General features: G+C 74.1%; 15 protein-coding genes. 5 read left to right on the top strand and 10 right to left on the bottom strand.

The annotated features are described in order from the left end of the window. Positions 1-337 precede the first annotated feature (337 nt). Genes HEK131_RS08895 through HEK131_RS08885 form a run of 3 tightly spaced genes read left to right on the top strand, consistent with a single transcriptional unit; the run spans position 338 to position 5245 of the window. Positions 338-2140, top strand: coding sequence for a glycoside hydrolase family 15 protein (locus HEK131_RS08895; protein WP_244451970.1), 1803 nt, complete (start codon positions 338-340; stop codon positions 2138-2140). Positions 2141-2191: 51 nt separating this feature from the next. Then, positions 2192-3574 (top strand): FAD-binding oxidoreductase, encoded by a 1383-nt coding sequence (locus HEK131_RS08890; RefSeq protein ID WP_244334306.1) that lies wholly within the window; start codon positions 2192-2194, stop codon positions 3572-3574. A gap of 51 nt (positions 3575-3625) precedes the next feature. Beyond that, complete coding sequence (locus HEK131_RS08885; protein ID WP_244334305.1) at positions 3626-5245, top strand: PucR family transcriptional regulator; 1620 nt, start codon at positions 3626-3628, stop codon at positions 5243-5245. Here HEK131_RS08885 and HEK131_RS08880 read toward each other — a convergent pair. The 6 genes from HEK131_RS08880 to HEK131_RS08855 form a co-directional block, all read right to left on the bottom strand. Next, positions 5242-6378 carry a glycosyltransferase family 4 protein gene (locus HEK131_RS08880; RefSeq protein WP_244334304.1) on the bottom strand — a complete coding sequence of 379 codons (1137 nt, stop codon included), beginning with the start codon at positions 6376-6378 and terminating at the stop codon, positions 5242-5244. The two genes, HEK131_RS08885 and HEK131_RS08880, sit on opposite strands and share 4 nt — an antisense overlap. A gap of 284 nt (positions 6379-6662) precedes the next feature. Then, a complete protein-coding gene (locus HEK131_RS08875; protein ID WP_244334303.1) occupies positions 6663-7418 on the bottom strand; it encodes a hypothetical protein in 756 nt (251 codons plus the stop codon). Positions 7419-7427: 9 nt separating this feature from the next. Continuing rightward, positions 7428-9161: a DNA repair protein RecN gene (gene recN / locus HEK131_RS08870; RefSeq protein WP_244451969.1), complete on the bottom strand. Its 1734-nt coding sequence runs from the start codon at positions 9159-9161 to the stop codon at positions 7428-7430. A gap of 63 nt (positions 9162-9224) precedes the next feature. Beyond that, on the bottom strand, positions 9225-10151 hold the full coding sequence (locus HEK131_RS08865; RefSeq protein ID WP_244334302.1) for an NAD kinase: 927 nt from the start codon (positions 10149-10151) through the stop codon (positions 9225-9227). After that, complete coding sequence (locus HEK131_RS08860) at positions 10148-10963, bottom strand: TlyA family RNA methyltransferase (protein ID WP_244334301.1); 816 nt, start codon at positions 10961-10963, stop codon at positions 10148-10150. The genes HEK131_RS08865 and HEK131_RS08860 overlap by 4 nt, the downstream gene beginning before the upstream one ends. 54 nt (positions 10964-11017) lie before the next feature. Beyond that, complete coding sequence (locus tag HEK131_RS08855; RefSeq protein ID WP_244334300.1) at positions 11018-11281, bottom strand: hypothetical protein; 264 nt, start codon at positions 11279-11281, stop codon at positions 11018-11020. A gap of 42 nt (positions 11282-11323) precedes the next feature. Here HEK131_RS08855 and HEK131_RS08850 point away from each other — a divergent pair, with 42 nt between their 5' ends. After that, positions 11324-11671 (top strand): sterol-binding protein, encoded by a 348-nt coding sequence (locus HEK131_RS08850; RefSeq protein ID WP_217465417.1) that lies wholly within the window; start codon positions 11324-11326, stop codon positions 11669-11671. Here HEK131_RS08850 and HEK131_RS08845 read toward each other — a convergent pair. The 4 genes from HEK131_RS08845 to HEK131_RS08830 all read right to left on the bottom strand — a co-directional run bounded on the left by HEK131_RS08845 (position 11655) and on the right by HEK131_RS08830 (position 15702). Further along, complete coding sequence (locus HEK131_RS08845; protein ID WP_244334299.1) at positions 11655-12521, bottom strand: ABC transporter ATP-binding protein; 867 nt, start codon at positions 12519-12521, stop codon at positions 11655-11657. The two genes, HEK131_RS08850 and HEK131_RS08845, sit on opposite strands and share 17 nt — an antisense overlap. Then, positions 12518-13564 (bottom strand): FecCD family ABC transporter permease, encoded by a 1047-nt coding sequence (locus HEK131_RS08840; RefSeq protein ID WP_217465415.1) that lies wholly within the window; start codon positions 13562-13564, stop codon positions 12518-12520. The genes HEK131_RS08845 and HEK131_RS08840 overlap by 4 nt, the downstream gene beginning before the upstream one ends. After that, entirely contained in the window at positions 13561-14604 is a 1044-nt protein-coding gene (locus HEK131_RS08835) for a FecCD family ABC transporter permease (RefSeq protein WP_244334298.1), read from the bottom strand. Before HEK131_RS08835 ends, HEK131_RS08840 begins: the two co-directional genes overlap by 4 nt. A gap of 69 nt (positions 14605-14673) precedes the next feature. Continuing rightward, positions 14674-15702 carry an HAD hydrolase-like protein gene (locus HEK131_RS08830; RefSeq protein WP_244334297.1) on the bottom strand — a complete coding sequence of 343 codons (1029 nt, stop codon included), beginning with the start codon at positions 15700-15702 and terminating at the stop codon, positions 14674-14676. Between the two features lie 72 nt (positions 15703-15774). On the opposite strand from HEK131_RS08830, the gene HEK131_RS08825 reads away from it, so the two are divergent. After that, positions 15775-17058: a DUF1015 domain-containing protein gene (locus tag HEK131_RS08825; protein ID WP_217465412.1), complete on the top strand. Its 1284-nt coding sequence runs from the start codon at positions 15775-15777 to the stop codon at positions 17056-17058. Positions 17059-17140: the final 82 nt, after the last annotated feature.

Raw genomic sequence — 17140 nt, 5'->3', positions numbered from 1 at the left:
AGGTCCGGTGCGCGCGGGCGACCGTCACGGAGTTCTCACCCCGCGCTCACTCGTTCGGCCCACACGGGTTGCCCGGAGCGGCGCGCAGATCATCTACGTGCGTCGTATCCTGCTCGGACACTCGCTGCCGAGCCCGGCCGGGATGACGGCACACCCCCGCCTTTAGCATCCGGAACATCGAGAGCGCGGCAGTTCGTTGAGCAAGGACCGCCGTTTTGCCTCAGGGCTCGGCGGGCTGCTTTGCTTCACCGCTCAACGTATGACAACCACCCCTTGACCGCACCAAGCGACTGCCCCCTCGCGCGGGGGTGACGTGGCCGTTCGACTGGAGTTGCACGTGGCCGGGCGCATCGAAGATTACGCACTCATCGGAGACATGCAGACCGCCGCCCTGGTCTGCCGGGACGGCACGGTGGACTGGCTGTGCCTGCCCCGCTTCGACTCGCACGCCATCTTCGCCGGCCTGCTCGGCACCGAGGAGCACGGCTTCTGGCGGCTCGGCCCGGCGTACGCGGCGGACTCACCGCCGCCGGCGGCGGTGCGGCGCAGCTACCGGGGCGACTCGCTGATCCTGGAGTCGGAGTGGGACACCCCGCGCGGCACCGTACGGGTGACGGATTTCATGCCCCCGCGTGACGGCGCCCCGCAGCTCATCCGGATCGTGGAGGGCATCAGCGGGCGGGTGCCGATGCGCTCGGAGCTGCGGATGCGGTTCTCCTACGGCCGCGTGGTGCCGTGGGTGCACAAGTACGACAACCGCACGGTCGCCGTCGCCGGTCCCGACTCGGTGTGGTTCGACACCGACGCCGACACCTACGGCAAGGACCTGACGACGTACTCCGACTTCACCGTAGCCCCCGGTGACCGGGTGGCCTTCACCATCTCCTGGCAGCCCTCGCACAAGGAGGCGCCGCCGCTGCCCGAGCCGGAGCAGGCGCTCCAGGCGACGGAGGAGTTCTGGCGCGAGTGGGTCGAGCAGTGCACGTACCACGGCCCCTACCGCGAGGCAGTGATCCGTTCGCTGATCACGCTGAAGGCGCTGACCTACGCCCCCACGGGCGGCATCGTCGCCGCGCCCACCACCTCCCTGCCGGAGGACATCGGGGGCGTGCGGAACTGGGACTACCGCTACACCTGGCTGCGGGACGCGGCGATCACCCTGTCCTCGCTGCTGCGCACCGGCTACCGCGACGAGGCCCGCGCCTGGCGCGAGTGGCTGCTGCGCGCGGTGGCGGGCGATCCGGAGAACCTCCAGATCATGTACGGCATCGCCGGTGAGCGTGAGCTGGGCGAGGCGGAGCTGGACTGGCTGCCGGGCTACGAGAACTCCCGCCCGGTCCGCGTCGGCAACGGCGCGGCCGACCAGCTCCAGCTCGACGTGTACGGCGAGGTCATCGAGGCCCTGCACCTGGGCCACATGACCGGGCTCGCGCGCAACGACTACGCCTCGGTGCTCCAGCTCAAGCTGATCCGCTACCTCGAGGACCACTGGCAGGAGCCGGACGAGGGCATCTGGGAGGTGCGCGGGCCGCGCCGGCAGTTCGTGCACTCCAAGGTGATGGCCTGGGTGGCCGTGGACCGCACGATCAAGCTGATCGAGTCCGGGGACGCGGAGGGCCCGCTGGAGCGCTGGAAGGAACTGCGCGACGACATCCACCGCGAGGTCTGCGAGAAGGGCTACGACCCGGAGCGCAACACCTTCACCCAGTACTACGGCTCCAAGGAGCTGGACGCCTCCCTGCTGCTGATCCCGCAGATGGGCTTCCTGCCGCCGGACGACAAGCGGGTCATCGGCACCATCGAGGCGATCCAGCGGGAGCTGTCCACGTCCGACGGGTTCATCCTGCGCTACCCGACCGACGGCGAGGACGCGGGCGTCGACGGCCTGCCCGGTGACGAGGGCGCCTTCCTGGCCTGCTCGTTCTGGATGGCGGACGACCTGGCGATGATCGGCCGGGTGGACGAGGCCCGCAAGCTGTTCGAGAAGCTCCTCGGCCTGCGCAACGACCTCGGCCTGCTCGCCGAGGAGTGGGACCCGCGCCTCAAGCGCCAGGTGGGCAACTTCCCGCAGGCGTTCAGCCACGTCCCGCTGATCGACACGGCGTTGCGCCTGACGGCGTCGGGGGCGTACGGAGGCTGACCCCGGCCTAGGCTGGGAAGCGGACCACTCCCGATGCGGAAGGGGGCGGCCATGGCTTCCCTCTCCAAGGCCGGTGCGGCGCTCGCCGCGTTGCGCGAGGAGCTGACCGGCGAGGTGTTCGTGCCGGGCGACGCGGGATACGACGAGGCCCGTACCGTCTTCAACGCCATGATCGACCGGCGGCCGGCGGTGATCGCGCGGTGCGCGGACGTCGCCGACGTGGTCCGGACGGTCAGGTTCGCCCGTGACCTGGATCTGCCCGTCGCCGTGCGCGGCGGCGGGCACAGCGTGGCGGGCAACGCCCTGGGCGACGGCGCGGTGGTGGTCGACCTGCGCCGGATGCACGGGGTGGAGGTCGACCCCGAGGCCCGTTCGGTGCGGGTCGGGGGCGGGGCCACGATGAGCCATCTCGACCTGGCCTGCGCGCCGTACGGTCTGGCGACCACCGGGGGCCGGGTCTCCACCACCGGGGTCGGCGGGTTCGTCCTCGGCGGCGGCACCGGCTGGCTGGACCGCGCCTTCGGGCTCGCCGTGGACAATCTGCTGGGCGCGGAGCTGGTGACGGCCGACGCCGAGCAGGTGCGGGCGACCCCCGAGGAGCACCCCGAGCTGTTCTGGGCGCTGCACGGCGGGGGCGGCAACTTCGGGGTGGCCACCACGCTCACCCTGCGCCTGCACGAGCTGCCCGAGTTCGCGGTCGCCCTGCTGCTGTATCCGCCGGAACACGGCCCCGAGGTGGTGCGTGCCTTCCGCGAGGTCGTCGACGCCGGACCCGACCGGCTGGGCGGGGCCCTGCTGTACATCACCGGCCCGCCCGAGGAGTTCGTCCCCGAGGAACTGGTGGGCAGGCTGGTGTGCGGGGCGCTGGTGACGTACGCGGGCGGGGTCGCGGCGCTGCGCGAGCTGATCGGGCCGCTGCTGGCGCTGCCGGCCGCGGGTGAGCTGGTCGCGGAGCTGCCGTACGCGGACGTGCAGCGGATGATCGACGACCCGCCGGGGCTGCGGAACTACTGGTCGGCCGAGTACCTGACCGGCCTGCCGGACGATCTGGTGGACGTGTACTGCTCTCTCGGGGAGCGGATGCCGGTGCCGACCGGGACCCAGCACATCCTGTTCCCGCAGGGCGGCGCCCTCGCGTCCGGGCCGCACGACTACCCGATCCCCTACCGGGACGCCCCCTGGTCGGCGCACCCCTTCGCCATCTGGGAGGACCCGGCCGACGACGAGCGCGCCATCGACTGGGTCCGTGAGGTCCGTTCCGGGGTCGAGCCGTGGAGCACGGGCGACGTGTATCTCAACTTCATCGGCGACGAGGGCGCCGAGCGGGTCGGCGCGGGCCTGGGCGTCGGGAACATGCTGCGGCTGGAGAAGGTGAAGCGGGCCTGGGACCCCGACAACGTCTTCCGCTTCAACCACAACATCCGGCCGCTGTAGCCCAGCGGCGCGACTGTTCCGTACGAGGTCGAGGCGGGTAGCGTCCGGCGCATGGGCACAGAGGGTGGCGGGATCACGGTGCGGCGGGCGCTGGAGCTGCCCGGACTGCGCGGCGGGCTCCCGGAGGTCCTGGCGGGCGAGGACCGGCTGGAGCGTGCGGTGCGCTGGGTGCACGCGGGCGAGGTCCCGCACATCGCCTCGCTGCTCAAGGGCGGCGAGCTGCTGCTGACCACCGGGTACGGCCTGGGTACGCGCCCGGCCGAGCAGCGGGCGTTCGTGCGCACGCTGGCGGAGCGGGACATCGCCGCGCTGGTGGTGGAGCTGGGGCCGCGCTTCTCCCGGCTGCCCGCTGCCCTGGTGGACACGGCGCGGGCGACGGGGCTGCCGCTGGTGCAGTTGCACCGCGAGGTGCCGTTCGTGGCGGTCACCGAGGAGATCCACACCGAGATCGTCAACGGCCACTACGCGCTGCTCCAGCGGGCCGAGGACGTGCACCGGCGCTGCACGGAGGCGCTGCTCGGCGGGGGCGGGGTTCCGCAACTGCTGGCGATCCTGGCGGACTTCTGCGCCAACCCGGTCTTCCTGGAGACGGCGGACGGCCGGCTGCTGTACGCGGCCGGGCGGGGGCCGAAGGGTGCGGACCCCTTGCAGGTGTGGGAGGGGCTGCGCGGTCAGCTCCGGGCGGAGCCGCCCCCGTCGGGCACGCTGCTGGTGGACGTGCCGGGCGGTGGCGCGGGGGCGGGCGGGGTCCGGGCGCGGCTGGTGCTGCTGCCGGTCGGCGCGCCGGTGGAGCCGGTGCACCGGATCGCCGCCGAGCGGGCGGCGGGGACCGTGGCGGTGGTGCTGATGCAGGCCCGGCAGGAGGAGGAGCTGGCGGCGCGCGGCCGGGGCGACTTCCTGACCGATCTGGCCGAGGGGCGGGTGCGGGCCGGGGACGCTCCGGCTCAGGCCCGCGTGCTGGGGTTCCGGCCCGGTGAGGGGCCGCTGCTGCCGGTGGTGATGCGGGTGGGGGACGCGCTGTCCCCGGCGGGGGGCTGGGCCGTGCTGGCGCGGGCGGTCGGGGAGGAGCTGGCGTCGGTGGGGGTGCCGGTGCTGCCGGGGGTGCGGCCGGTGGAGGGCCGGGTGCCGGTGCTGGTGGGGCTGCGCTCGGAGGCGGACCGGGCTCCGGTCGCGGACCGGGTGGCGGCCGCGCTGCGGGCGGGCGCGGAGCGGGCCGGGATGGTCCGGCCCGGTTCCCGGCCGCCGGTCGTGGTGGTGGGGCTCGCGGGCAACTGGGCCGCCGCCTCGGCGGGGCTGCGGCACGCTGCGGAGACGGCGACGGCCGCGCAGGGTCTGACCGACCGGCCCTGGTACGACGCCCGCCGCCTCGACATCGACCTGCTGCTGTGGCGGCTGCGCGACCATCCGGACCTGGCGGCGTTCGTGGACCGGGCGATCGGTCCGCTGCGCGAGCACGACCGGCGCGCGAAGCCGCCGCTGCTCCCCACGCTGGAGACCTATCTCGCCCATGCGGGCCGCAAGGCGGAGACCGCCCGTGAACTCCATCTCAACCGCCAGACCCTCTACAACCGCCTGGCCCGTATGGCCGAGTTGCTGAACGCCGACCTCGACGACCCGCAGACGGTACTGGCGTTGAGCCTGGCCCTCAGGGCCCGGCGGCACGTGGACTAGAGCAGCGCCATCGGCTGGGTCAACTCGTCGTAGATGCTGAGCACTTGGGCGATCGTCTCGTCCTCGGTCGGCCAGCCGGCCGCCTGTCGGGCGCCGCGCCCGGTGAGCCGCTCGCGCCGCTCGGGGTCGGCGAGGAGGCGGGTGACGGTGTCGGCGAGGGCGTCCGGGTCGCCGTAGGGGACGAGCTCGGCGCCGTCGCCGACCAGGTCAGGGACTCCGCCGACCGCGGTGGCGACCAGGGGGACGCGGGCGTGCAGGGCCTCCTGGGCGAAGAGGGGGCGGGACTCCCAGCGGCTGGTGAGCAGGGCCAGGTCGGCGGCCGCGAGCAGGTTGGGCACGTCGTCGCGCACACCGAGCAGTCGTACGGGCAACTCCTCGTCGGTGATGCGTTGTTGCAGCTCGGTGCGGAGCGGGCCCTCGCCCGCGATCAGGGTCAGCGGCTGCGGGTCGAGGCCGCGCCAGGTGCGGGCGGCGTCGAGCAGGACGTCGTAGCCGCGGTGCCGGTCGAGGGAGCCGACCGCGAGGAGCAAGGGGCGGTCGGTGGCACCGAGTTCGGCGCGGAGCTTGGCCGACGGCCGGTCCGGGTCCTCGGGTTCGGCGGCCCGGGGGCGGCCGGGGAGAGCCATGGCGCCGAGCCGGGCGTCCCGCGCGCCGGTGCGGCGGGCCCGGTCCACCAGGGCCGAGCTGGTGCCGAGGACCACGGCGGCCGTCCGCGCCACGCGCCGCTCCAGCAGCCGCAGCAGATGCGCCCGCGCGCCCTCGGCGTGTGCCCGGTCGTGCCAGGTGACGACGAGCGGGGTGGTGCGTCCGCCGAGGGCCAGCGCGGCACGGAAGGAGGCGTGCAGCCCGTGCGCGTGCACCAGGTCGGCCTCCGCGCAGGCCGCCCGGAGCTGGGCCACGGCGGCCGGGTCGCTGCTGCGGGGCACCGGCACATGATCGGCGCCGGTGCCCCGGAAGTCGTAGGCGTGGTCGGCCTCGGCCGGGGCACACACGGTGACCCTCACCCCCCGTGCGACCAGCCCCTCGGCCAGCGACCGCACATGGGCGCTGCTCCCGGCGTTGCCGCCGCCGAGCACCTGCACGGTGCGCAGCGAGGACTGGCCGTGCGGGGAGTTGCTGCTCACGGGGCTCACGAAGGCCGGGGCTCCTGGTTCGGGGCGGTGGGTCGGTCACGGGAAGACGTACAGAAGGTAGCGAACGGCGATACGGCGGAAGCGGGGTACGACGGGCCGCGCGGGCCGCCGCCCGGAGGCGGCACACCGTCAAGCATGCCAGTACGTACGGCTGTTCCGGGAAATCCCGGCGGACCCACGAGGCCGCGCGCGGTGGCAATGCGCCGGCGCATCTCACCCGTACGAGTGAGAGCGGCCGTGGGCCCGGCGGAGCCGGTCCGCGCACGTACCGTGAGGTCAGCGGCTCACAGGTCCCGTGCCCAGGCGGTGACCCGGTCCCCGTACACGGTGGCGGCGACCACGGCGGCGGCGTGGACGACCAGACCTGCGCGCCGGTTGGCCAGCGCGGCGGCGGCGCCGAGCGCCGCGCCCAGGGCGTGCGCGCCGGTGTCACCGAGCATGGCCCGCTCCCCCAGGTCCTCCGGGAGCACGGCCGCGGCCCCGCCCGCCGCGACGGCGGCCAGCGCACCGCCCGGCCCGCTCCTGAGGAGGCCCGGTGCCGCGAGCGCGAGCACGGCTCCCGCCGCGCGGCCGGGGCGTACGTCGAGCAGGTTGACGGTGTGCGCGGCGCCCGCGATGACGACGCCCGCGAGGAGCCGGTCGAGCGGGCGCTCCTTCAGCAGGGCCCCGGCGGCCAGCGCGGCGGCGGAGATGCCGAACAACTTCACCGCGCCGGAGGTGACTTCGCCCTCGCGCAGGGCGCCGAGGTGGGCGCGCAGGCCCCGGCGGGGATCATCGGCCCCGGCGACGTCGTCGTACGCCCCGCAGGCCCCGGCCGCCAGCACGGCGAGCCCGGCCGCCGGGTGGACCCGTGCGGCGGCGAGCGCGGTGGCGGCGGCGCTCGCGGGCCCGGCGTACAGCTCGACGGTGCGGCCGGCGTGGTTCTTCCGCTCCCAGCGGGCCCGGCCACCGGGCGCGCGGTCGCGGAGCGCCGCCGTCAGCCCGCAGGTCAGCAGGGCCGAGGTGGACAGGGCGGCGGCGCGGCCGGTGCGTATGGTCATCCGGCCAGCCTAGTGAGGAGAGGTCCGGTCCTCCGCGCGGGCCGTGGCGAGGAGTTCCTCGGCGTGGGCGCGGGCCGCCTCGGAGTCCTCCTGGCCGGCCAGCATGCGGGAGAGTTCGCGGACGCGGTCCTCGCCCTCCAGGACCTTCACCCCGGACCGGGTGACCGAGCCGTCGTTGGTCTTCTCCACCAGCAACTGCCGGTCGGCGAACGCGGCGACCTGCGGAAGGTGGGTGACCACGACGACCTGCGCGGTCCGGGCGAGCTTCGCCAGTCGCCGCCCGATCTCCACGGCCGCCTTGCCGCCGACCCCGGCGTCGACCTCGTCGAAGAGGTACGTCGGCACCGGGTCGGTCCCCGCGAACACCACCTCCACGGCGAGCATCACGCGGGACAGCTCACCGCCGGAGGCGCCCTTGGCGATGGGCCGGGGCGGGGCGCCGGGGTGCGGGGCGAGCAGCAGCTCGACCTCGTCGACGCCGGTGGGCCCGTAGGCGACCGTACGGCCGCCGGACTCGACGCCCTCGGGGTCCTCGGTCTGCCGGATGTCGAAGGAGACGCGCGCGTGCGGCATCGCCAGCGAGGCCAGTTCGGCGGTGACGGCGGCGGCGAACCGCTCGGCGGCCTCCGTGCGGGCCTTGGTCAGCGCCTCGGCGAGCGCGCCCAGCTCGATGCCCAGGGCGTCGCGTTCGGCGGTCAGTCCACCGATCCGCTCGTCGTCGCCGTCCAGCTCGGTCAGCCGCGCGGCACCCTGCTCGCCCCAGGCCAGCACGGCGCCGATGTCCTCGCCGTACTTGCGGGTCAGCGCGGTCAGGGCGGCCCGGCGCTCCTCCACGGCGGACAGCCGCAGCGGGTCGGCGTCCAGGTCGTCGGCGTATCCCGCCAGCTCACCGGCGACGTCCGTGAGGAGGATGCCGATCTCGCCGATCCGGTCGGTGAGCGCGGCCAGCGCCGGGTCGTGGGCGCGGACCGCCTCCAGCGCCCGGTGGGCGCCGGCGACCAGGGTGGCCGCGTCGATGCCCTCGGGGTCCTCGGGGTTGCCCGCGAGGGCGGCGTGCGCCGCGGTGGCCGCGGCGGCCAGCGCCTCGGCGTGTCCGAGCCGCTCCGCCTCCTCGGCGAGTTCGGTGTCCTCCCCGGCGCGCGGCTCCACGGCGGCGATCTCGTCCAGGCCGTAGCGCAGCAGGTCGGCTTCCTGGGCGCGCTCGCGGGCGCGGGTGACGATCTCGTCCAGCTCGACGGCGACCGCCCGCAGCCGCCGGTACGCCTCGGTGTACGCGGCCAGCGGGCCGGAGACCGCTTCGCCCGCGTACCGGTCCAGGGCCTGCCGCTGCCGGGACAGCTTGAGCAGGCCCTGCTGGTCGGTCTGCCCGTGCACGGCCACCAGTTCGTCGGCCAGCTCGGCGAGCAGTCCCACGGGCACGCTGCGCCCGCCGAGGTGGGCACGGGAGCGGCCTTCGGCGGAGACGGTACGGCTGATCAGCAGGGCGCCGTCGTCCAGCTCGGCCCCGGCCTCCTCGGCGCGCGCGACGGCGGAGGCGCCGGCGGCCAGGGCGATCCGCCCCTCCACCACCGCCTTGCCCGCGCCGATCCGCACGAGCGCCGGGTCGGCGCGCCCGCCGAGCAGCAGCCCCAGGCTGGTGACCACCATGGTCTTGCCCGCGCCCGTCTCACCGGTGACCGCGGTGAACCCCGGCGACAGCTCGACCACGGCGTCGTCGATGACCCCGAGCGACCGTATCCGCATCTCCTCCAACACGGAACAGACCTTACGAGGTCCGGAGCGCGGAGCGCACACGGGCCGCCCCTGTCACTCCGAGGAGTGGTCCCGGGCGCCGCGCCAGCCGGTGGTCGGCAGGGCGAACTTCGCCACCAGCCGGTCGGTGAAGGAGGCGTGGTGCAGCCGGGCGAGCCGGACCGGCACCGCGCCGCGCCGCACCTCGACCCGCGCGCCGGGCGGCAGCTCGATGGTGCGGCGTCCGTCGCACCACAGCACGCCCGGCGGGACGTGCGGGAGCACCTCGACCGCGAGGACCGAGTCGGGGGAGGTGACCAGCGGCTTGGCGAACAGGGCGTGCGCGCTGATCGGCACCATGAGCAGCGCCTCCACCTCGGGCCACACCACCGGTCCCCCGGCGGAGAACGCGTAGGCGGTGGAGCCGGTGGGCGTGGAGAGCACGATGCCGTCGCAGCCGAAGGCGGTGACCGGGCGGCCGTCGATCTCCAGCACCACTTCGAGCATCTTCTCGGCGGACACCTTCTGCACGGCCGCCTCGTTCAGCGCCCAGTCGGTGTGCACGATGTCGCCGTTGCGGTGCACGACCACGTCGATGGTCATGCGCTCCTCGACCTCGTAGGAGCGGGCCACCACCCGGTCCACCACGCGGTCCAGGTCGTCCCGCTCGGCCTCGGCGAGGAAGCCGACGCTGCCGAGGTTGACGCCGAGCATCGGCACCCCGGAGGCGCGGGCGAACTCGGCGCCGCGCAGCAGGGTGCCGTCACCGCCGAGGACGATGAGAAGTTCGCACCCGTCGAGTGACTGCGGAGTCGCCTCCTTGACGAGTTCGACCCCTTCCGACTCTCCCGGCAGCGGCAGGTCGCGCGCCTCCTCCTCCAGCACCCGCACCCCGATGCCGGACCTCAGCAGTCCCTTGACCACGAGTTCCGCGCTGCGGATCGCCGCCGGACGCCCGGTGTGGGCGAGCAGGAAAACAGTACGCGCTCGGTTATGTGTCAACTCGGCCCCTCCGCCACTGCACGACTCACCTCGGCCGGGTCCAGCTCGGGGGCTCCGGCCCGCAGCCAGAGAAAGTACTCGACGTTGCCGGACGGGCCCGGCAGCGGGCTCGCGGTGACTCCTCGCACCCCGAGACCCAGCTCCCACGCCTTTTCGGCCACCCCGCGCACGGCGTCCGCCCGCAGTTGCGGACTCCGTACGACACCCCCGCTGCCCAGCCGTTCCTTACCCACCTCGAACTGCGGTTTGACCATCATCACCAGATCGGCGTCCGGCGTCACGCACCTCTTGAGCGCGGGCAGCACCAGACCCAGCGGGATGAAGGACAGATCGCCCACCACCAGGTCCACCGGCTCCCCGTCGATCCCGTCGAGCGTCAGCTCGCGTACGTTCGTACGGTCCTTGACGACGACCCGTTCATCGTTCCGCAGAGACCAGGCGAGTTGTCCGTATCCGACGTCCACGGCGACGACCCGGGCGGCGCCCGAGCGCAGCAGGACGTCGGTGAAGCCGCCGGTGGAGGCGCCGGCGTCCAGCGCGCGGCGGCCCTCGACCACGAGTCCCTGGGGGACGAACGCGGCGAGTGCCCCGGCGAGCTTGTGGCCGCCCCGGGAGACGTAGTCGGGGTCGGTGTCGTCGCTCAGGACCACGATCGCGGCGGCGGTCTCCACCTGGGTGGCCGGCTTGGTCGCCACGGTCTTGCCGACGGTGACGCGTCCGGCGGCGATCAACTGGCTGGCGTGCTCGCGCGAGCGCGCCAGCTTCCGGCGGACCAGTTCCGCGTCCAGACGGCGGCGTGCGACTCCTGCCACGTTCGGTTCAGCTCCTGCTCAGTGCTTCGGTGCGAGGCGGTGGGGCCGGGGGCCTCACCGGGGGGCGGGTGCCGGATGGTCCGGGCTGGCGTCGAGCGCGCCGAGCGCGTCGCGCAGCCCCCGGTGTACATCCTCGTACACGCCGAGGTGTCCGTCGGTGGGCAGGTGGTCGGCGTCGGCCAGCCGGGCCAGGCGGGCGTCCACCCCGGCGTCCCCGGTGGGGGTGCGGGGGACGGCCAGGGGCGCCGGTGCCGTCGGGTCGATCCCGGGCCCGGTCGTCGGGTTGACGGCCTCGGCCTCGGACACGGACTCGCTCATGCCCAGACGCTACCGCGAACCGCTGCGGTACCGTCGTGCGCGATGGCCACGATCGAGGAGTGCCGTACGGCACTGGAGAAGCTTTCGGACAGCATGAGCGGCGCCGAGGGCGACGTCGGCGCGGCCGCCGCGCTGGACCGCTCGGTGAGCTGCCATGTCACCGACCTGGACGTCACCTTCGCCGGGCGCATGCGGGGCGGCCGGATCGAGGTGGCCGAGACCCTGCCGGGCCCGCCGAGGGAGCGGGCCCAGATCCGGCTGGCGCTGACCGGGGACGACCTGGTGGCCCTGGTGGACGGCGAGCTGAACTTCGCCGGCGCCTGGGGCTCGGGCCGCATCCGGCTGGAGGCGGGCCTGATGGACCTGTTCCGGCTCAGGAAGCTGCTGTGACCTTCGCCGTCCGCGCCTTGCGGGCGGCGGGTACGACCAGCGGGGTCCCGGTCTCGGGGTCGTCGATGACCTGGCAGCGCAGCCCGAAGACCCGCTCGACCAGCTCGGCGGTGACGATGTCGTTGGGCGCGCCCTCGGCGACCACCTCGCCGTCGCGCAGGGCGATGAGGTGGGTGGCGTAGCGCGCGGCGTGGTTGAGGTCGTGCAGGACGGCGACGAGGGTGCGGCCCTGGGTCTCGTGCAGCTCGGCGCACAGGTCGAGGACGTCGATCTGGTGCTGGATGTCGAGGTAGGTCGTCGGCTCGTCCAGGAGCAGCAGCGGGGTCTGCTGAGCGAGCGCCATGGCGATCCAGACGCGCTGGCGCTGGCCGCCGGAGAGTTCGTCCACGTACCGCTCGGCGAGCTCCGAGACACCCGTCTGCGCCATGGCCTCCGTGACGACCCGCTCGTCCTCGGCCGACCACTGGCGCAGCAGCCCCTGGTGCGGGTAGCGGCCCCGGCCGACCAGGTCGGCCACGGTGATGCCGTCGGGCGCGATGGAGGACTGCGGGAGCAGGCCGAGGGTGCGGGCGACCTTCTTGGCGGGCATCGACTGGATGGCCTGCCCGTCCAGCAGCACCCGGCCGTCGGCCGGCTTCAGCATCCGCGACAGCGCCCGCAGCAGGGTGGACTTGCCGCACGCGTTGGGGCCGACGATGACGGTGAAGGAGTTGTCGGGTATCTCCACCGACAGCCCTTCGGCGATGACGCGCTGTTCGTAGGCGAGGGTGACGTTCTCGGCGGACAGGCGGTTCACAGTGCTGGTGCTCCTAGAGGTGTTCGGCTGGGGTCCGCTGGGTTCCGCGCTCATACCCGGCCCGCCCGGCGCTCGGTGACCAGCAGCCACAGCAGGTAGGCGCCGCCGACGACACCGGTGACCACGCCGACCGGCAACTGGTCGGCGCCGAAGGCGCGCTGGCTGATCCAGTCGGCGGTCACCAGCAGGGCCGCGCCCATGCACAGGGACGGTACGAGGTTGGGCCCCGGCGAGCGGGTCAGCCGCCGGGCGAGCTGCGGCGCGGTGAGGGCGACGAAGCCGACGGGGCCCGCGGCAGCGGTGGCGGCGGCGGTGAGCAGTACGGCGCACACCATCAGCACCAGCCGTACCCGGTGCACCCGCACGCCGAGGGCGTGGGCCACGTCGTCGCCCATCTCCAGCATCCTGAGGCCCCGGCCGTTGGCGAGGACCAGCGGGACGAGGACGGCGCACAGGATCAGCAGCGGCCAGACCTGGGTCCAGTCCCGGCCGCTGAGGGACCCGGTCATCCACACCACCGCGCGGGCCGCGTCCACCATGTCGGCCTTGGTGATCAGATAGCCGTTGACCGCGGTGAGGACGGCGGAGACGCCGATGCCGACCAGGACGAGCCGGTAGCCGTGCACCCCCTGCTTCCAGGCGAGCAGGTAGATGCCGATGCCCGTGACCAGGCCGCCGACCAGCGCACCGACGGTCACGGCGGTGGCGCTGCCGGAGAACAGCACGATCATCACCAGGGCGCCCGCGGTCGACCCCTGGGAGAGGCCGAGCACGTCGGGGCTGCCGAGCGGGTTGCGCGAGATCGACTGGAACAGCGCCCCGCCGAGCCCCAGCGACGCGCCGACCAGCAGCCCGACCAGCAGCCGGGGCAGCCTGAGCTCGTTGACGATGAAGTCCTGGGACGGGCTGCCGTCGCCCACGAGGGCGCGCAGCACGTCGGCCGCGGGTATGTGGGCGTCGCCGGTGCCGATCAGCGCCACGCCCGCGGCGAGCACGGCGACCAGCAGGAGGGCGACGACGACGAGGGAGCGCGGGTCCAGGCGCAGCGAGAGCCCGCCGGGGGTGCGTACCGCACGGCTCCGGGAGAGTGTCTTCACAGTTGCGCCGTCCTCCGCCGTCGTACGAGAAAGATGAAGACCGGGCCGCCGATGAGCGCGGTGATGATGCCGACCTGGATCTCGGCGGGCCGGGCCACGAGCCGGCCGATGATGTCGGCGCCGAGCAGCAGCACGGGCGACAGCACGGCGGCGTACGGGAGGATCCAGCGCAGGTCGGGCCCGGTGAAGGAGCGCACGACGTGCGGCACCATCAGGCCGACGAACATGATCGGGCCGCAGGCGGCGGTGGCGGCGCCGCACAGCACGGTCGCGGCCAGCATGGCCAGCGCGCGGGTGCGGTTCAGATGGGCGCCGAGCGCGCGGGCGGTGTCGTCGCCCATCTCCATCGCGTTCAGCGGCCGGGCCAGGGCGAGCGAGAGGACCATGCCGGCCACGAGGAACGGCAGCACCTGGACGATGGTCCGGTCGTCGGCGGAGTCCAGCGAGCCGACCGTCCAGAAGCGCATCCGGGACAGCGCCTCGTCGTCCAGGATCATCACGGCCTGGAGGTATCCGTACAGCGCGGCGGCGATCGCCGTACCGGCCAGCGCGAGCCGTACCGGGGTCGCGCCCCGGCTGCCGCCGAGGAACCACACCAGCGCGCCCACGGCCGCCGCCCCGGCGAACGCGAACCACACGTACCCGCTCAGCGAGGTCACGCCGAAGAAGGTGATGGCCGTGACGACGGCGGCGGAGGCGCCCGCGTTGATGCCGAGCAGACCGGGGTCGGCCAGCGGATTGCGGGTGAGCGCCTGGAGCACCGAGCCGGACAGCCCGAACGCGGCCCCGGCCAGCAGACCGAGGACGGTCCGGGAGATCCGGTCGGCCACGACGATGTCGGCGTAGGTCCCGGTGTCGTGGAACAAGCCGTGCCAGATCAGGTCCGGCGCCAGCGATTTGGCGCCGACGCCGATACTCGCCATGGCGACGAACGCCAGGAGCACGACGGCGAGGAGCAGCCCGAGGGCACGCACCAGCCGTCGTTTCGGGGGCGCGGGGACGGTTGCCGCGCGCTGTTCCGGAGGACTCTCGACCAACACGCGGTTAGGTTAGCCTATCCTCCTATTCGATCTCGATCCCGAGACTCCCGGCCCCGGTTGGGGCAAGCCTCAAAGACCCAGCCTGGCCAACGCCTTTTCCGCGTCCAGCGCGCAGGAGCCGTCGCCGGCTGCCGTCCAGGCAGCCGCGCACAGCGCCCGCAGCCCGTCCAGCGCGGCCCCCTCGCCCGACAGCTCCAGCCGGTCGGAACCGGCCGTGGCGGTCCAGCCCCCGCAGCCGAAGCCGTCGCCCTCCCGCGCCACCTCCGGCTGACCGGTGAGCAGGCCCCGCAGATCCGCGTCGACATAGGTCGGCCGGTGCTGCGGCGGCGCGGCGAGCAACTGGGCGCCGTCGGTGACACCGGTCAGCACCAGCAGGGAGTCGACCTCGCCGTTGAAGGCACCCTCGATGTCGGTGTCCAGCCGGTCCCCGACCACCAGCGGCCGCTTCGCGCCGGTGCGCAGGATGGTCTCCTTGTGCATCGGGGGCAGCGGCTTGCCCGCCACCTGCGGCTCGGCACCGGTGGCGATCCGCACCACCTGCACGGCCGCGCCGTTGCCCGGCGCGATGCCCCGGCCGCTGGGAATGGTCAGATCGGTGTTGGACGCGAACCACGGCACCCCGCGCGCCACCGCGTACGACGCCTCCGCGAACCGCCCCCACGCCAGCTCGGGCCCGCCGTACCCCTGCACGACGGCGGCCGGGTCGTCGTCGGCCGACTCCACCGGGGTCAGCCCGCGCTCGCGCAGCGCCACCCGCAGCCCCTCGCCGCCGATCACCAGCACCCGCGCCCCGGCGGGCACCTGCTCGCTGATCAGCCGGGCCACCGCCTGCGCGGAGGTGATCACGTCATCGGCGTCCGTGGGTATACCCAGCTCGGTGAGGTGCCCGGCCACGGTGTCGGGGGTGCGCAGCGCGTTGTTGGTGACGTACGCCAGGTGCATCCCCTCGGCGCGTGCGTCGGCCAGCGAGTCGACGGCGTGCGCGATGGCCTCACCGCCCGCGTACACCACCCCGTCCAGGTCGAGCAGCGCCGTGTCGTACGCCTCGTTCAGGGGCCGCTCGCTGCCCTCGGGGCTCGTCCTGACGCTCCGGCTCATCCGTATCGCTCCTCGTTCGACGCTCTTTCCCCCGATCATCCCGCACACCGCCCGCACACGTACGATGCCGGGATGAACATCGCAGGTCACTCGGAAGCAACGGCGCCCCGAGGTCTGGAACTCACCCCGTTCCGCGGCCTTCGTTACGACCCCGAACGGGTCGGCAGTCTGGCCTCCGTCACCTCCCCGCCGTACGACGTGGTCGTGCGCCCCGACGGCCTGCACCACCTTCAGGACGCCGACCCGTACAACATCGTCCGGCTGATCCTCCCCCAGGCCGACACGCCCGGTGTCCGCAACGAACAGGCCGCCGACACCCTGCGCCGCTGGCTCGCCGAGGGCGTCCTCGCCCCCGACCCCGCCCCCGCCCTGTACGTGTACGAGCAGCGGGACGTCGACGGCCTGGTCCAGCGCGGGGTCATCGGCGCCCTGCGGGTCTCGGAGCCGGAGGAGGGGGTCGTCCTCCCCCACGAGGACGTGATGACGCCGGTGGTCGCCGACCGCGCGGCCCTGATGCGCGCCACCCGCGCCAACCTGGAACCCCTGCTGCTGACCTACCGCGGCGACGGCGCCACGAGCGAGGTCGTCGAGCGCACCGCGAAGCTCCCGCCCCTGCTGACGACGACCACCGAGGACGGCGTACGCCACCGCCTCTGGGGGCTCACCGACCCGGCCGAGCTGGCCCTGGTGCGGGCCGACCTCGCCCACCACCAGGCCCTCATCGCCGACGGCCACCACCGCTGGGCCACCTACCGCCTGCTGCGCGCGGAGCAGCCCTCCCCCGGCCCGTGGGACCTGGGCCTGGTCCTGCTGGTCGACACCGCCCGCTATCCGCTGCGGGTGCGCGCCATCCACCGTCTGCTGCACGGCCTGCCGGTGGCGGACGCCCTGGCCGCCGTGGGCGACCTGTTCCGGGTACGGCATCTCGCGGGACCGCTGGCCGAGGCGCTGGCGGAACTCGCGGAGGCCGCCGCCGAGGGCAACGCCTTCCTGCTGGCCGGCGACGGCGCCTTCTATCTGCTGGACCGCCCGGACCCGGCCCTTCTGGCCCGCGCGGTCCCGGCCGGCCACCCGGCGGCCTGGCGTTCCCTGGACGCGACGGTCCTGCACAGCGTGCTCCTGGAACACGTCTGGCACATCCCCGAGGACTCCCCCGCGCACATCGCCTACATCCACGACACGGCGGCCACGGTCGCCAAGGCGGAACGCGACGGCGGCACGGCCGTGCTGCTGCACCCGGTGCGCGAGGAGGTCGTGCGCGAGCTGGCCCGCCAGGGCGTGACGATGCCCCGCAAGTCCACGTCCTTCGGCCCGAAGCCGGCGTCGGGGCTGGTGCTGCGGGTGGTGGACATCTGAAGCGGGACTCCGCGTCTTCCCGGGCGTGAGGGGCTCACCGGGCATGGGGGCTCACCGGGCATGAAAAAAGGGCGGGACCGCT

Source organism: Streptomyces seoulensis, from assembly GCF_022846655.1.
In the GTDB taxonomy this organism is placed as follows: Bacteria; Actinomycetota; Actinomycetes; order Streptomycetales; family Streptomycetaceae; genus Streptomyces.
The sequence above is the reverse complement of the archived record's forward strand: the minus strand, read 5'-3'. Positions and strand labels throughout refer to the sequence as shown.

Excerpts from the sequence above, each read along its gene's own strand:
- HEK131_RS08850 (WP_217465417.1), top strand. The coding sequence starts at position 11,324 with ATGGCCACGATCGAGGAGTGCCGTACGGCACTGGAGAAGCTTTCGGAC.
- HEK131_RS08885 (WP_244334305.1), top strand. The coding sequence starts at position 3,626 with ATGGGCACAGAGGGTGGCGGGATCACGGTGCGGCGGGCGCTGGAGCTG.
- HEK131_RS08855 (WP_244334300.1), bottom strand. The coding sequence starts at position 11,281 with ATGAGCGAGTCCGTGTCCGAGGCCGAGGCCGTCAACCCGACGACCGGG.
- HEK131_RS08830 (WP_244334297.1), bottom strand. The coding sequence starts at position 15,702 with ATGAGCCGGAGCGTCAGGACGAGCCCCGAGGGCAGCGAGCGGCCCCTG.
- recN (WP_244451969.1), bottom strand. The coding sequence starts at position 9,161 with ATGCGGATACGGTCGCTCGGGGTCATCGACGACGCCGTGGTCGAGCTG.
- HEK131_RS08845 (WP_244334299.1), bottom strand. The coding sequence starts at position 12,521 with ATGAGCGCGGAACCCAGCGGACCCCAGCCGAACACCTCTAGGAGCACC.
- HEK131_RS08825 (WP_217465412.1), top strand. The coding sequence starts at position 15,775 with ATGAACATCGCAGGTCACTCGGAAGCAACGGCGCCCCGAGGTCTGGAA.
- HEK131_RS08875 (WP_244334303.1), bottom strand. The coding sequence starts at position 7,418 with ATGACCATACGCACCGGCCGCGCCGCCGCCCTGTCCACCTCGGCCCTG.
- HEK131_RS08890 (WP_244334306.1), top strand. The coding sequence starts at position 2,192 with ATGGCTTCCCTCTCCAAGGCCGGTGCGGCGCTCGCCGCGTTGCGCGAG.